Source organism: Agromyces sp. NPDC057865 (assembly GCF_042796995.1).
Lineage (GTDB): Bacteria > Actinomycetota > Actinomycetes > Actinomycetales > Microbacteriaceae > Agromyces.
In genome coordinates, this window is record NZ_JBHVMJ010000003.1 from 585,551 (window position 1) to 598,596 (window position 13,046).

The window sequence follows — 13,046 nt, forward strand, 5'->3', positions numbered from 1 at the left end:
CACCACCCCGACCACCCCAGAGGAAGGACGCACTACCCATGTTCCGGATCACACGACGAAAGGCTGTCGCCGGCGCCGCACTGGCCGCCGCAGCCCTCGCCCTCACCGCGTGCTCGAGCACCACGAGCCTGCCGGGCGACGAGAACGACGCGGATGCCTCGGCCGAGACGAACTCCGTGTTCGCCGACGCGCCGATCGCCGCCGACGACCTGATCCTGCCGGGCTCGACGATGGAGCGGATCAAGGAGCGCGGCAAGCTCGTCGTCGCCGAGGCGCTCGACGCGCCGCTGCTCTCCCAGCAGAACCCGACCGACCCCGACAGCGTCGAGGGCTTCGACGCAGACCTCGCCAAGCTCCTCGCGATCTACATCCTCGGCGAGCCGAACGTCGAGATCGTCCCGCCGGCCACCGAGACCCGCGAGGCGATGCTCCAGAACGACACCGTCGACGTCGTGTTCAACACGTACACGATCACGCCCGAGCGCGCCGAGCAGGTCTCCTTCGCGGGTCCCTACTTCGAGTCGGGCCTGGCCGTCGCGGTCAAGAGCGACAACGACGACATCACGGGCATCGAGGACCTCGACGGCAAGGAGGTCATCGTCGGTGCGAACACGCCCGCCGTCACCGCCGTGCCCGAGCAGGCGCCCACGGCCAACGTCACCGCGTTCGCGACGGACCCGGCCGCCGTGCAGGCACTCCTCCAGGGCCGCGGCGACGCGTACGTGCAGGACTACACGCTGCTCGCGAGCAACGCCGCGAACGACTCCTCGCTGAAGGTCGTCGGGACGCCCTTCACGAAGGAGCCCTACGGCATCGGCCTCAAGCACGGCGACGACGACTTCAAGTCGTTCGTCAACGACTGGCTGCTGTCGATCCAGAAGAGCGGTCACTGGGCCGAGGCCTGGAAGACGACCCTCGGCACCGTCACCGACTCCGACGTCCCCACGGCGCCCGAGATCGGCTCCGTCCCCGGTTCCTGATCGACGCGGGTGCGGCGCGCCGACCGGCACGCCGCACCCGCTCCGACCGGCGCACCGCGCCAGTGAGTGCTCATGAATCCCCTCATCGACAACCTCGGCCTCGTGCTCGAGGCGCTCGGCACGACCCTGATGATGGCCGTCGTCGCCGGGGTCGGCTCCATCCTGCTGGGCGTGCTCGTCACCGTGGCCCGGGTGAGCCCCATCCGCGCGCTGCGCGTCGCCGCCTTCGGGTATGTGCAGTTCTTCATCAACGTGCCGCTGCTCGCCCTCCTCCTGCTCGCGGTGTTCGCCCTGCCCGATGCCGGGCTCATGCTCCCGCTCACGCCGACCGCGATCATCGTGCTCATCGTGTACGAGGCCGCCTACGTCGCCGAGGCCGTGCGCAGCGGCGTGAACACGGTCGCCGTCGGGCAGCTCGAGGCGTCCCGAGCGCTCGGACTCACGCTCGCGCAGTCGCTGCGACTCGTGGTCCTTCCCCAGGCGCTCCGCGCGGTCGTGCAGCCGATCGGCAACGTCATGATCGCCCTCGCCATGAACACGGCACTCGCCGCCGCGGTCGGCGTCGTCGAGCTGACGGCCGCCGTGAACAAGATCAACCTCGTGGCCGCCCAGCCGATCCTCATCTTCTCGAGCGCCGGCGTCATCTACATGGGCATCGCGCTCGTCATCGGCCTCGCCGCCGGCCGGGTCGAACGAAAGGTGGCGATCGTCCGATGACCGCCCAGCTGATCCCCGACCGCCCGACGGCCGTCCGCCGCCAGGACCGGGCACCCCGGTACGCGGCCGCGTTCCTCTACGACGAGCCCGGTCCGCTCGCGAAGCGCCGCCACCTCATCGGCTCCATCGTGAGCTGCGTGGTGTTCGCCATCGTCGTGGGCCTCGGACTGTGGCAGTTCGCCTCCCACGGGCAGCTCGACGCCGAGAAGTGGGTCCCCTTCACCGATCCCGCCGTCTGGCAGTACCTGTTCGTCGGTCTCCTCGGCACGCTCGAGGCGACCGTGGTGGTCGCGGTGCTCGGTGCGGCCCTCGGCGTCGTGCTCGCATTCGGACGCATGAGCCACCGCCCCTGGGTCCGCGGCCTGAGCGGCGCGTACATCGAGATCGCCCGCACGGTGCCCGTGCTGCTCGTGATCTACCTCATGCTGTTCGGACTCCCGCAGATCGGCATCAACGTGCCCACGCTCTGGAAGCTCGCGATCCCGCTGATCATCGCGAACTCGGCCGTGTTCGCCGAGATCATCCGGGCGGGCGTGCTCAGCCTGCCGCGAGGGCAGCGGGAGGCGGCGCTGAGCCTCGGCATGCGCTCCACGCAGGCCACGCGCCTCGTGGTGCTGCCGCAGGCCGTGCGCAACGTGACGCCGTCGCTCGTGACGCAGCTCGTCAGCCTCATGAAGGACACGTCGCTCGGGTTCATCGTGGCGTTCACCGAGCTGCTCTACCGCGGCCAGGTCCTCGCGACGTACCTCCACCTGCTCATCCCGACCTACCTCGTCGTGACGCTCATCTACCTCGTCGTCAACGGGAGCCTCTCCGCGCTCGCGGCGCACCTGCAGCACCGCCTGCACCGCACAGGTTCGCCGATGCCCCGACTCCCCCGTCTCCCCGCCCTCTCGGGCGCCGCCAGGAAGGCCTCGTGATGCCCCACCCGTCCACCGTGCACCCGACCGATCCCGCGCTCGCCGAGCTCGCGGTCGTCGAGCGCTCGGGCATGATCGAGAGCCGCCACTTCGGCTCGATCGTCGCGATCGGACCGCGGGGGGAGACGCTCCTCGAGCTCGGGGCGCCCGACGCGCGCATCCTCCCGCGCTCGACGGTGAAGCCGCTGCAGGCGCTCGCGTGCCTGGACGCGGGCGCCGACCTCCGCGGCCCCGAGCTGGCGATCGCCGCCGGCAGCCACACGGGCGAGGACGAGCACGTTCGTGTGGTCGAGGGCATGCTCGAACGCGCCGGCCTCGACGAGTCCGCGCTGGGCTGCCCGGCGGATCGCCCCGAGGACGAGCCGACCTTCGAGCGACTCCTCCGCGCCGGTGCCGCACGGACGCCGATCCGCATGAACTGCTCGGGCAAGCACGCGGCGATGCTCCTCGCGTCCGCCGCGAACGGCTGGTCGACGCACGACTACCTCGACCACGGCCACCCGGTCCAGCAGGCGGTGCGCCGCACGATGGCGGAGGTCACCGGCGTCGCGGTCGGGCACGACGCCGTCGACGGGTGCGGGGCTCCGCTCTTCGACACCACGGTCCGGGGCCTGGCGCAGGCGTTCCGTGCGCTCGTGCTCGCCGACCCGGCGACGCCGGCGGGGCGGGTCGCGGCCGCGATGCGCGCGCACCCGTTCTACGTCGGCGGCGCGGGCCACCAGAACTCCCGGCTCATGGAGACCGTCCCCGGCGCGCTGGCCAAGGGCGGCGCGGAGGGCGTGATCGGCGTGGCGGCGCCCGACGGCACCGCCGTCACGATGAAGATCGTCGACGGCAATCCAAGGGCCACGACGTTGCTGGCCCTCGACGTGCTCGACGCGCTCGGCGTCGACGTCTCGGGCGCGGGCGAGCTCGCGCGGGTTCCGGTGCTCGGCGGCGGTCGCCCCGTCGGCGCGGTCGGCATCGGTGCCGACCTCGACGCGGCGCTGCGCGACCGGGCGGCCGCACGATGACGCTGCTCGAGGTCTGCCTCGACGACGTCGACGGCGCCCCGGTCGCCGAGGCCGCCGGAGCCGACCGTCTGGAGCTCTGCGCCGCGCTCGGTGACGGGGGCATCACGCCGAGCCTCGGTACCGTGGCCGCGGTGTTCGACCGCGTGCACCACGTCGGCGTGCAGGTGCTCGTCCGCCAGCGACCGGGCGACTTCGTCTTCAGCAACGCCGAGCTCGAGGCCATGGCCGCCGACATCCGGGCGATCCGTGCCCTTCCCCGCCCCGAGAACGTCCGGCTCGGGTTCGTCATCGGCGCGCTCACGCCCGCCGGAACCATCGATCGCGCGGCCACCGAGCGCCTCGTGGCGGTCGCCCGAGACGTGCCGGTCACCTTCCACAAGGCGTTCGACCAGACGCCCGATCAGCTCGCCGCGCTCGACCAGCTCGTCGACCTCGGCATCGAGCGGGTGCTGACCTCGGGCGGGGCCGCCTCTGCGCTCGAGGGTTCCGCGCGGCTCGCCGAGCTCGTCGCGCACGCCTCCGGCCGCATCGCGGTACTCGCCGGGGGCGGGGTGCGCCCCGACCACGTCCAAGCGCTCGTCCGGACGACCGGTGTCCGCGAGGTCCACCTCCGTCCGGGCGCGGCGGTGCCCAGCGCGGCGCTCGCCAGCACGATCGACGCCTCGCCGACCGCACGCAGCTACGATCCCGGCCACCGGATCGCGACCTCGGGAGAGCTCGTCGCCCGCATGCGGGCCGCCCTCGACCTCACGAGGGCGAGCGCATGACCGGCGACCATCACCGCCGGACCGTCCTCGCGGTCGATCTCGGCGGCACCACCATGAAGGGCGCGGTCGTCGACGAGCGCGGCAGCACGCTCGCGCGACGCACCGTGGCGACGCCGTCGCACGACGTCGAGATCACCCTCGTCGAGCTCTTCACCGAACTGCGCGATCTCGCCGTGACCGCGGCGACGACGCCGGTCGGGGCGGCGGTCGTGACGCCGGGGTCGGTCGATGAGTCGCGCGGCGTGGTGCGGTACGCGTCGAACCTCGGGTGGCAGGACATGCCGCTGCTCGACGTGCTCGCGTCGGCCCTCTCGTTGCCGGTCGCCGTGGGTCACGACGTGCGGTCGGCGGGACTCGCCGAGCAGCGCTTCGGCGCGGCGCGGGGTCGCGACGACTTCGTCCTCATCCCGATCGGCACGGGCGTGGCCGCCGCCCTGGTGACCCGCGGCGGCACCGTGACCGGGGCCACGGGCGCCGCCGGCGAGTTCGGCCATATCCCCGTGATCGCCGGTGGCGAGCCGTGCGCCTGCGGCCAGCGCGGATGCCTCGAGGTCTACGTCTCGGGTGCCGGCCTCGCGAGGCGGTACGCGGCGGCCGGCGGCGGCGAACGCAGCTCGCGCGAGATCGTCGGCCGACTCGGATCGGACGCCATCGCCGATCGCGTCTGGACGGAGGCGGTGGGCGTGCTCGCCCAGGGGCTCAACATCCTCACCCTCCTGCTCGACCCCGGCGTCATCGTGCTCGGCGGCGGGTTCTCGCGCGCGGGTGACGCGCTGCTCGAGCCGCTCGCCGAGCGGATGACCGCGGGCCTGGCGTGGCGCGAACGACCCGAGGTCCTCACGAGCGAGCTCGCCGACGAGGCAGGCCGCATCGGCGCCGCGATCCTCGCGTTCGGCGCGGCCGGGCTCGGCGAGGTCATCGACGCGTGGTCCGCGGCATCCGTCATCGGGTCGACGCGTACGCCCCAGCGCTCGCCGGTGCCGGTGCGGTGAGCACGTGGTCGGCGAGCCCGTAGGCGACCGCGTCGGCCGCCGGCAGGATGAGGTCGCGGTCGGTGTCGTGCCGCAGCGTCATCACGTCGCGGCCGGTGTCGGCCGCGAGCGCCGCCTCGAGCTCGGCCCGCACGCGCAGCACCTCGTCGGCGTGCAGGATCAGGTCGGGCACCGTGCCGCGACCCTGCGTCGACGGCTGGTGCAGGGTGACCTTGCCGTGGGGGAGGATCGCGCGCTGGCCTTTCGCGCCGCCGGCGAGCAGCACCGCGGCCGGCCCGCCGGCCTGGCCGACGCACGTCGTCGCGACATCCGGCCGGATGTGCTGCATCGTGTCGTAGACCGCGAGCGCCGCGCCGGGCGAGCCGCCGGGGGAGTTCAGGTAGAGGCTGATCGGCACGTCGCTCGACTCCGACGCGAGGTGGAGGAACTGGGCGATGAGCACGTTCGCGACGCCGTCGTCGATCTCGGTGCCGAGGTAGACGATGCGCTCGGAGAGCAGGCGGCTGTAGACGTCCATCGAGCGCTCGGCGTTGCCGCGCTTCTCGACGACGTAGGGGATCGTGTAGGTGCTCATGCCGGCACCCGCAGTCCGGCGACGGGTCGTGCGCTGCTGCCGAAGAGCTCCTCCGAACCGTGCACGACGCGGTCGATGAAGCCGTAGTCGACGGCCTGCTCGGCGGTGTACCAGCGGTCGCGCAGCGAGTCCTGGTTGATGCGGTCGAGCGGCTGGCCGGTCAGCTCCGCGGTGATGCCGAGCACGACGTCGCGTGTATACCGCAGGTCGTCGGCCTGCAGCTCGACGTCGACCGCGGTGCCCCCGATGCCGGCCGAACCCTGATGCATGAGGATGCGCGCGTGCGGCAGCGCGAACCGCTTGCCCGGCGTGCCCGCCGTGAGCAGGAACTGGCCCGCGCTCGCCGCCCACCCGACGGCGATCGTGGTCACGTCGTTCGGGATGGCCCGCATCACGTCCATGATCGCGAGCATCGCCGGCACCGAGCCGCCGGGCGAGTTGATCCAGAAGCGGATGTCCCGGCGCGGGTCGTCGGCCGCGAGGGTGAGCAGCTGCGCGATGAGCCGGTTGCCGCCGGCCTGGTCGAGCTCCTCGCCGAGCACGATGATGCGCTCGTGGAACAGGCGCCGGGTGAGTTCCGCGTCGATGGGCTGGACGGGTGGTGGGGTCTCGTGATCGCTCATGCCCCCAGCCTGCGACCCGAGCGGATGCCGCGGACTCGACGCTGCCCTCGGCAGCACTGCCCTCGGCGGATCGGTGATCGAGTAGCGCCCGGCGCAGCCGGACGCGTATCGAGATGGAGACGGGTCTCGATACGCGTCGCGCTTCGCGCGGCCCTACTCGACCACCGGCCGTCACCCCATGCGGGCGGCGGCCGGACCCTCGCTGAACTGGCACGAGGTGGCGGTGAGGCGCTCGTCGGGGTCGAGGCGCGTGAGCACGGCGCCCGCGATCTGGTAGAGCTGCTCGAGCTGGTCGGGCGAGAGCGCGTCGAGGACGTTCGCACGCACGGTGTCGACATGGCCCGGCGCGGCGGAGGCGAGCAGGTCGAGGCCCGCCTGCGTGATCGTCGCGTTCGTCGCGCGGCGGTCTTCAGGGCACGGGAAGCGCTCGATGAGTCCGCGCTCCTCGAGGCGCCGGGCGACGTGGGAGAGGCGGGGGAGGGTCGCGTTCGTGCGGGAGGCGAGCTCGGTCATGCGCATCGTGCGGTTCGGGGCATCCGCCAGCGACATCAGGGCCACGTACTCGAAGTGGGTGAGCCCGGCGTCGCGCAGGAGCTGCGCGTCGAGCGCACCCGGGAGCAGCTCGGCGAGCGCGATGAGGCGCACCCAGGCCGCCGATTCCTCGGTGTTCAGCCATCTCGTGTCGGTCGCCATGACTCCATCCTACCGCATTGGTTGACGCGACAACTGATTGTGCGTATGATGGTGGTTGTACCTACAAGTAATTGCGTCCCAACGGGCGCAGGGAGGACGACATGACCACCGTCAGCATCATCGGAAACGGCAACATGGGCACCGCCATCGGCGGCATCGTGGCGGCCGGCGGCAACACCGTCGAGTTCGTCGGACGCGACGCGAGCGAGCCCATCACCGGCGACCTCGTCGTGCTCGCCGTTCCGCACACCTCGCTCGACGAGATCGTGGCCGCCCGCGGCGCCGAGCTCGCGGGCAAGGTCGTGGTCGACATCACGAACCCGCTGAACTTCGAGACCTTCGACTCCCTCGTCGCGCCCGCCGACGGCTCGCGCGCGAGCGAGCTCGCCAAGTCGCTGCCCGAGTCGCGCGTGCTCAAGGCGTTCAACACGAACTTCGCCGCGACGCTCGCCACGAAGACCGTCGGCGACGCGCACCCGACCACCGTGCTCGTGGCCGGCGACGACGACCTCGCGAAGCAGGCGCTCATCGACATCGTGCGCGCCGGCGGCGTGAACGCGGTCGACGCGGGCTCGCTCTCCCGTGCTCGCGAGCTCGAGTCGGTCGGCTTCCTCCAGCTCACGCTCGCCGTGCAGGAGAAGGTCGGCTGGAACGCGGGCGTCGCGCTCGTCGCCTAGTCGCGAGCCCGCCGGGCGAACGGGTCTCGAGACGGCGCCGCGCGCCTCCTCGACCCGCGGAGGGGACGGCGCTGCGCGCCTCCTCGACCCGCGGAGGGGACGGCGCTGCGCGCCTCCTCGACCAGCGAACGAACGGATGCCGCGGTGCTACGCCTGCCCGCGGAGGTACACGAGCTGCGCTCGAACGGATGCCTCCGCGGCGGGCCGCACCGCGGCATCCGTGTCGGCGTAGACGAGGTCGGTCACCTGGGCGACCGTCGCCTCGGCCCCGAGCTTCGCGAGCGCGTCGCGGATCTGGTCGAGGCGCTCGGCGCGGTGCGCGAGGTAGTCGTCGGCGATCGAGGCGAGGTCGCGCAGCACCGGTCCGTGTCCGGGCAGCACCGCGACCGGCCCGCCCGCGCGCTCGCCGAGCGTGCGCAGGCGGCGCAGCGACTCGAGGTACGGCCCGAGGGCGCCGTCGGGGTCGGAGATGATCGTCGTGCCGTGGCCGAGGATCGTGTCGCCCGTGAGCACTGAGCCGTGGTCGCCGTCGCCGGGCAGGTGGAAGCTCACCGAGTCGGCCGTGTGCCCGGGCGTGGCGACGACCTCGAGCTCGATGCCCGCCACCTGGAGCCGCTCGCCGTCGACGATCGGCTCGGCGTCGAGGCAGTACTGCGCGTTGATCGCCCGCGCGGGCGCGCCCACGAGGCGGGCGAACTCGTGGAGCGCCTCGCTGTGGTCGGGGTGGTGGTGCGTGAGCAGCACCAGCTCGACCGTGCCGAAGCTCGCGAGGTGCTCGAGGTGCTCGGCGATCGAGGGCCCCGGGTCGACGACGACCGCTCCGGCCGATCCCGGTCGGCGCAGCACGAAGGAGTTCGTGCCGTCGAGGGTCATCGGCCCCGGGTTCGGCGCCCGCACGAGGGTCGCGAGCGGCGACACCGCCTCGCTGTCGGGACCGCGCAGTCGTGGCAGGTGCATGTCGGCAGTGTATCGAGCGCGGGCTGCATCCGGCCGGGAGTGATCGGTGCGCGTCCGACCCGACCGTCCTAGTCTGGGTGGATGGACAGCGACCTTGAATCCCTGACGAACGACGAGGTTCCCGGGGCGGCGGCGACCGTCGTGCTGCTGCGCGACGGCGAGCGGGGCCTGGAGGTGCTCCTGGCCGAACGCCCGCGCGATCGGGGCTCCTTCGCCGGAGCCTGGGTCTTCCCGGGCGGCGCCGTCGACGACTCCGACGCCCTCGGCGGCCCGATCGACACCGAGGATGCCGCGCGGCGCGCCGCGGTGCGCGAGACGCAGGAGGAGATCGGGCTCGAGCTCGACCGCTGGGACCTCGTCCCCTTCTCGCACTGGACCCCGCCGAAGGGCTCGCCGAAGCAGCTGCGCACCACGTTCTTCGCGGTTCGGGTTCCCGAGGGCGAGATCCGCCCGGCGCCCGACGAGGTCATGGCGGTCGAGTGGCTGCGACCCGTCGACGCGCTCGACCGACACGCGGCCGGGGCGATGACGCTGTGGCCGCCGACGTGGGTGACGCTGCACGGACTGCAGCGCGCGAGGTCGGTCGACGAGGCGCTCGCCGAGCTGCGCTCCGGGCAGATCACGCCGTACGTCAGCCGGTTCAGCGAGGACGGCCGGACCATCATCTGGCAGGAGGACGACGAGTACGCCGACGAGCGCCGCCTCCGCGAGAACGACCCGGCCGTGCCCGACGAGGGACCCGACGCCGAGGGCACCCAGCACCGGCTCGTGATGGACCGACTGCCGTGGATCTACACGAACACCATGGGAGCCGGGTTCTGAGCGCGTGACCGACGTCGTCGACGTCACGGTCGTCGGCAGCGGGCCGAACGGGCTCGTCGCGGCGGTCGTCGCCGCGCGCGCCGGGCTCTCGGTCCGCGTGTTCGAGGCCTCGTCGTCGATCGGCGGCGGGGTGCGATCGGCGGGGCTGACGCTGCCCGGATTCCAGCACGACGTGTGCTCGGCTGTGCATCCGGCGGCCCTCGCGTCGCCCGTCTTCCGCCGCCTCGGGCTGCTCGACCGCATCGAGTGGATCGTGCCCGAGGTCTCCTATGCGCACCCGCTCGATGGAGGTCGCGCCGGGGTGGCGTGGCGGGACCTCGATCGCACGGTGGAGGCGATCGGCGGCGCCGACGGCCGTGCGTGGCGGCGGCTCATCGCGCCGCTGCTCGCCCGGCAGCGCGGGGTCGTGTCGTTCACCGGCTCCCAGCTGCTGCGGATGCCGGGCGACCCGATCGCGGCGGCGCGGTTCGGGCTGCGCGCGCTCGAGCAGGGCACGCGCCGCTGGAACGCCCGGTTCTCGCGCGACGTCGCGCCGGCCATGTTCACGGGCGTCGTGGCACATGCCGCGGGCGGCATGCCCTCGCTCGCGTCGGCGGGCGCCGGCCTGCTGCTCGCCATGCACGGGCACGGGGTCGGGTGGGGCTTCCCGAAGGGCGGCTCGCAGCAGATCGCCGACACGCTGGCGAACGAGCTCCTCTCCCTCGGCGGCCGCATCGTCACGGATGCCCCGGTGACCTCGCTCCACCAGGTGCGGGGGAGTCGCGCGGTGCTGCTCGACACCGCGCCCGACCTGCTCCTGTCCGCCGACCTGCCGGGCCGTTACCGGCGGGCCTTGCGGAGGTACCGCTACGGCTCCGGCGTGGCGAAGGTCGACTTCGCGCTCGACGGTCCGGTGCCGTGGACGAATCCCGAGGTCGGGCTCGCGCCCACGGTGCACCTCGGCGGCAGCCGCGAGGAGATCGCCGCCGCGGAGAACGCGGTGCGGGCCGGACTCCAGCCCGGCGTGGACGACGCGGCACCGCAGCATCCGTACGTGCTCGCGACGCAGCCGACCGTGGTCGACCCGAGCCGCGCGCCCACCGGCAAGCACGTGCTCTGGGCCTACACGCACGTGCCGGCCGGCTCGACGCTCGATGCGACCGAGCTCGTCACGCGCGAGGTCGAGCGGTTCGCGCCCGGATTCCGCGACCTCGTGCTCGCGTCGGCGTCGCGCTCGGCGGTCGAGATCGGCGCGCAGAACGCGAACTACGTCGGCGGCGACATCTACGCGGGCGAGCTCTCGATGCGGCAGTTCGTGAAGCGGCCGGTCGTGTCGACCAAGCCCTGGCGCACGCCGCTCGAGGGCGTGTACCTGTGCTCGAGCGCGACGCCGCCCGGGCCGGCGGTGCACGGCATGAACGGGTGGTGGGCGGCGAAGCTGGCGCTGAAGGAGCGGTTCGGGATCGAGTGAGGACGGTTCCGGTGGTGGCGTAGCGCCGGCCGCAGGCCGACGCGTATCGAGACCCTGCGTGCCGGTCTCGATACGCGTCGCGCTCCGCGCGGCGCTCCTCGACCACCGGTCGGACGCGGGCGTAGCGTGAGTACGTGGACTGGCTCGACTGGTTCGACGCGCACGACTACGAGATCGCCCGCCAGGTGCTCCAGCGCGGGGTGGCCGCGCTCGCGTTCGTCGCGTTCCTCTCGACGCTGAACCAGTTCCGGCCGCTGCTCGGCGAGCACGGGCTCCTGCCGGTCCCGGAGCTCCTGCGCATCGCGCGACGGCTGCGTGGGCCGACGCTGTTCCGCTGGGGCTACACCGACGGGCGCCTCGTCGCGATCGCGATCACGGGCATGGTGCTCGCGGCATCCGTCGTGCTCGGGGTGCCGCAGCTGGGCCCGCCGTTCGTGCCGATGCTCGTGTTCCTGGCGCTCTGGATCCTCTACCTCTCGATCGTGAACGTCGGCCAGACGTTCTACGGCTTCGGGTGGGAGATGCTGCTCTGCGAGGCCCTGTTCACGATCGCGTTCCTCGGCTCGAACGACCAGCCGCCGCCCATCACGATCATCGTGCTCGTCTGGTGGCTCGTGTTCCGGCTCGAGTTCGGCGCGGGCATGATCAAGATCCGCGGCGGTCGCGAGTGGCGCGACCTCACGGCGCTCATGTACCACCACGAGACGCAGCCGATGCCGAACCCGTTGAGCCGGCAGGCGCACCTGCTGCCGAAGTGGTTCCATCGCGGCGAGGTGCTCGGCAACCACTTCGCGCAGCTCGTCGTGCCGTTCCTGCTGTTCGTCCCGGGGCCGGTCGGCTCGATCGCGGCGACGATCGTCATCCTCACCCAGCTGTGGCTCATCGTCACCGGCAACTTCGCCTGGCTCAACTGGATCACGGTCGTCCTCGCGGCATCCGCCATCACCGACTCGGCCTGGCACTGGCTCGTCCCGGCGATCCCGGCCGACCTGGGCACGGATGCCGCGACGACGCCGATCTGGTGGTTCGCCATCGTCGCGGCGGTGACCGTGCTCCTCGTCGTGCTGAGCTGGTGGCCGATCAGGAACCTGCTCTCGCGGCGGCAGCTCATGAACGCGAGCTTCAACCGGTGGATGCTCGTGAACGCCTACGGGGCCTTCGGCACGGTCACCAAGCGGCGCATCGAGATCGTGGTCGAGGGCACGCTCGACGAGTTCCCCGACGACGCGTCGGAGTGGCGCGAGTACGCGTTCAAGGGCAAGCCCGGAGACGTGCGGCGGGTCCCGCGGCAGTTCGCGCCGTACCACCTGCGGCTCGACTGGCTCATGTGGTTCCTGCCGCTCGGGCGCATGTGGGAGCCGTGGTTCGAGGTGTTCCTGCTGCGGCTGCTGCAGGCGGATGCCGCGACGCTCGCCCTGTTGCGCCACGACCCGTTCGACGGCGAGGCGCCCACGTGGGTGCGGGCGCACGCGTACCACTACCGGTTCTCGACGCACGCGGAGTACCGGAAGACCCGGCAGCGCTGGATGCGGACGTTCGACCACGAGGTGATCGGGCCCGCCGGGCTGCCGTGAAGCCGGTCGTCGAGTAGCGCCGCGCGCAGCGCGACGCGTATCGAGGCGCGGGGTCGAGTACCCCGGTCGTCGAGTAGCGCCGCGCGCAGCGCGACGCGTATCGAGACGCGGTGGTCGAGTACCTCGGTCGTCGAGTAGCGCCGCGCGCAGCGCGACGCGTATCGAGACGCGGTGGTCGGTCGGGCGAGGTCGCCACGTCTCGATACGCGTCCGCCTCCGGCGGGCGCTACTCGACGACCGGAGCGCGGCGGGCGCTACTCGACGGACGGGGACGCGACCGGAGCGCG

The 13,046-nt window shown here is 72.5% G+C and carries 14 protein-coding genes; 10 read left to right on the forward strand and 4 right to left on the reverse strand.

Features of this window, described 5'->3' with window-relative positions; translation table 11 throughout:
* Positions 1 to 38 precede the first annotated feature (38 nt).
* From ACFVN5_RS15725 to ACFVN5_RS15750, 6 genes are all read left to right on the forward strand, one after another.
* Positions 39 to 980, forward strand: a complete 942-nt coding sequence (locus ACFVN5_RS15725; RefSeq protein WP_376956178.1) for a glutamate ABC transporter substrate-binding protein — start codon at positions 39 to 41, stop codon at positions 978 to 980.
* Positions 981 to 1,052: 72 nt separating this feature from the next.
* Entirely contained in the window at positions 1,053 to 1,697 is a 645-nt protein-coding gene (locus ACFVN5_RS15730) for an amino acid ABC transporter permease (RefSeq protein WP_376956179.1), read from the forward strand.
* On the forward strand, positions 1,694 to 2,617 hold the full coding sequence (locus tag ACFVN5_RS15735; RefSeq protein WP_376956180.1) for an amino acid ABC transporter permease: 924 nt from the start codon (positions 1,694 to 1,696) through the stop codon (positions 2,615 to 2,617). The genes ACFVN5_RS15730 and ACFVN5_RS15735 overlap by 4 nt, the downstream gene beginning before the upstream one ends.
* Positions 2,617 to 3,630, forward strand: coding sequence for an asparaginase (locus tag ACFVN5_RS15740; protein WP_376956181.1), 1,014 nt, complete (start codon positions 2,617 to 2,619; stop codon positions 3,628 to 3,630). Before ACFVN5_RS15735 ends, ACFVN5_RS15740 begins: the two co-directional genes overlap by 1 nt.
* Positions 3,627 to 4,397 (forward strand): copper homeostasis protein CutC, encoded by a 771-nt coding sequence (locus ACFVN5_RS15745; protein ID WP_376956182.1) that lies wholly within the window; start codon positions 3,627 to 3,629, stop codon positions 4,395 to 4,397. The genes ACFVN5_RS15740 and ACFVN5_RS15745 overlap by 4 nt, the downstream gene beginning before the upstream one ends.
* On the forward strand, positions 4,394 to 5,389 hold the full coding sequence (locus ACFVN5_RS15750; protein ID WP_376956183.1) for an ROK family protein: 996 nt from the start codon (positions 4,394 to 4,396) through the stop codon (positions 5,387 to 5,389). Before ACFVN5_RS15745 ends, ACFVN5_RS15750 begins: the two co-directional genes overlap by 4 nt.
* Here ACFVN5_RS15750 and ACFVN5_RS15755 read toward each other — a convergent pair.
* From ACFVN5_RS15755 to ACFVN5_RS15765, 3 genes are all read right to left on the reverse strand, one after another.
* Complete coding sequence (locus ACFVN5_RS15755; RefSeq protein WP_376956184.1) at positions 5,340 to 5,963, reverse strand: ClpP family protease; 624 nt, start codon at positions 5,961 to 5,963, stop codon at positions 5,340 to 5,342. The two genes, ACFVN5_RS15750 and ACFVN5_RS15755, sit on opposite strands and share 50 nt — an antisense overlap.
* On the reverse strand, positions 5,960 to 6,586 hold the full coding sequence (locus ACFVN5_RS15760; protein WP_376956185.1) for a ClpP family protease: 627 nt from the start codon (positions 6,584 to 6,586) through the stop codon (positions 5,960 to 5,962). The genes ACFVN5_RS15755 and ACFVN5_RS15760 overlap by 4 nt, the downstream gene beginning before the upstream one ends.
* Positions 6,587 to 6,757: 171 nt before the next feature.
* Positions 6,758 to 7,279: a MarR family winged helix-turn-helix transcriptional regulator gene (locus tag ACFVN5_RS15765; protein WP_376956186.1), complete on the reverse strand. Its 522-nt coding sequence runs from the start codon at positions 7,277 to 7,279 to the stop codon at positions 6,758 to 6,760.
* Positions 7,280 to 7,380: 101 nt separating this feature from the next.
* Here ACFVN5_RS15765 and ACFVN5_RS15770 point away from each other — a divergent pair, with 101 nt between their 5' ends.
* Positions 7,381 to 7,956, forward strand: a complete 576-nt coding sequence (locus tag ACFVN5_RS15770; protein ID WP_376956187.1) for an NADPH-dependent F420 reductase — start codon at positions 7,381 to 7,383, stop codon at positions 7,954 to 7,956.
* 147 nt (positions 7,957 to 8,103) lie between these two features.
* Here ACFVN5_RS15770 and ACFVN5_RS15775 read toward each other — a convergent pair whose 3' ends face one another.
* Positions 8,104 to 8,913, reverse strand: a complete 810-nt coding sequence (locus ACFVN5_RS15775) for an MBL fold metallo-hydrolase (protein WP_376956188.1) — start codon at positions 8,911 to 8,913, stop codon at positions 8,104 to 8,106.
* Positions 8,914 to 8,994: 81 nt separating this feature from the next.
* On the opposite strand from ACFVN5_RS15775, the gene ACFVN5_RS15780 reads away from it, so the two are divergent.
* The 3 genes from ACFVN5_RS15780 (at position 8,995) to ACFVN5_RS15790 (ending at position 12,759) form a co-directional block, all read left to right on the forward strand.
* Positions 8,995 to 9,735, forward strand: coding sequence for an NUDIX domain-containing protein (locus tag ACFVN5_RS15780; protein WP_376956189.1), 741 nt, complete (start codon positions 8,995 to 8,997; stop codon positions 9,733 to 9,735).
* A 4-nt stretch (positions 9,736 to 9,739) separates the two neighbouring features.
* On the forward strand, positions 9,740 to 11,185 hold the full coding sequence (locus tag ACFVN5_RS15785; RefSeq protein ID WP_376956190.1) for a phytoene desaturase family protein: 1,446 nt from the start codon (positions 9,740 to 9,742) through the stop codon (positions 11,183 to 11,185).
* Between the two features lie 134 nt (positions 11,186 to 11,319).
* Complete coding sequence (locus ACFVN5_RS15790; protein ID WP_376956191.1) at positions 11,320 to 12,759, forward strand: lipase maturation factor family protein; 1,440 nt, start codon at positions 11,320 to 11,322, stop codon at positions 12,757 to 12,759.
* The last annotated feature ends 287 nt before the right edge of the window (positions 12,760 to 13,046 follow it).

Excerpts from the sequence above, each read along its gene's own strand:
- ACFVN5_RS15725 (WP_376956178.1), top strand. The coding sequence starts at position 39 with ATGTTCCGGATCACACGACGAAAGGCTGTCGCCGGCGCCGCACTGGCC.
- ACFVN5_RS15730 (WP_376956179.1), top strand. The coding sequence starts at position 1,053 with ATGAATCCCCTCATCGACAACCTCGGCCTCGTGCTCGAGGCGCTCGGC.
- ACFVN5_RS15735 (WP_376956180.1), top strand. The coding sequence starts at position 1,694 with ATGACCGCCCAGCTGATCCCCGACCGCCCGACGGCCGTCCGCCGCCAG.
- ACFVN5_RS15740 (WP_376956181.1), top strand. The coding sequence starts at position 2,617 with ATGCCCCACCCGTCCACCGTGCACCCGACCGATCCCGCGCTCGCCGAG.
- ACFVN5_RS15745 (WP_376956182.1), top strand. The coding sequence starts at position 3,627 with ATGACGCTGCTCGAGGTCTGCCTCGACGACGTCGACGGCGCCCCGGTC.
- ACFVN5_RS15750 (WP_376956183.1), top strand. The coding sequence starts at position 4,394 with ATGACCGGCGACCATCACCGCCGGACCGTCCTCGCGGTCGATCTCGGC.
- ACFVN5_RS15755 (WP_376956184.1), bottom strand. The coding sequence starts at position 5,963 with ATGAGCACCTACACGATCCCCTACGTCGTCGAGAAGCGCGGCAACGCC.
- ACFVN5_RS15760 (WP_376956185.1), bottom strand. The coding sequence starts at position 6,586 with ATGAGCGATCACGAGACCCCACCACCCGTCCAGCCCATCGACGCGGAA.
- ACFVN5_RS15765 (WP_376956186.1), bottom strand. The coding sequence starts at position 7,279 with ATGGCGACCGACACGAGATGGCTGAACACCGAGGAATCGGCGGCCTGG.
- ACFVN5_RS15770 (WP_376956187.1), top strand. The coding sequence starts at position 7,381 with ATGACCACCGTCAGCATCATCGGAAACGGCAACATGGGCACCGCCATC.
- ACFVN5_RS15775 (WP_376956188.1), bottom strand. The coding sequence starts at position 8,913 with ATGCACCTGCCACGACTGCGCGGTCCCGACAGCGAGGCGGTGTCGCCG.
- ACFVN5_RS15780 (WP_376956189.1), top strand. The coding sequence starts at position 8,995 with ATGGACAGCGACCTTGAATCCCTGACGAACGACGAGGTTCCCGGGGCG.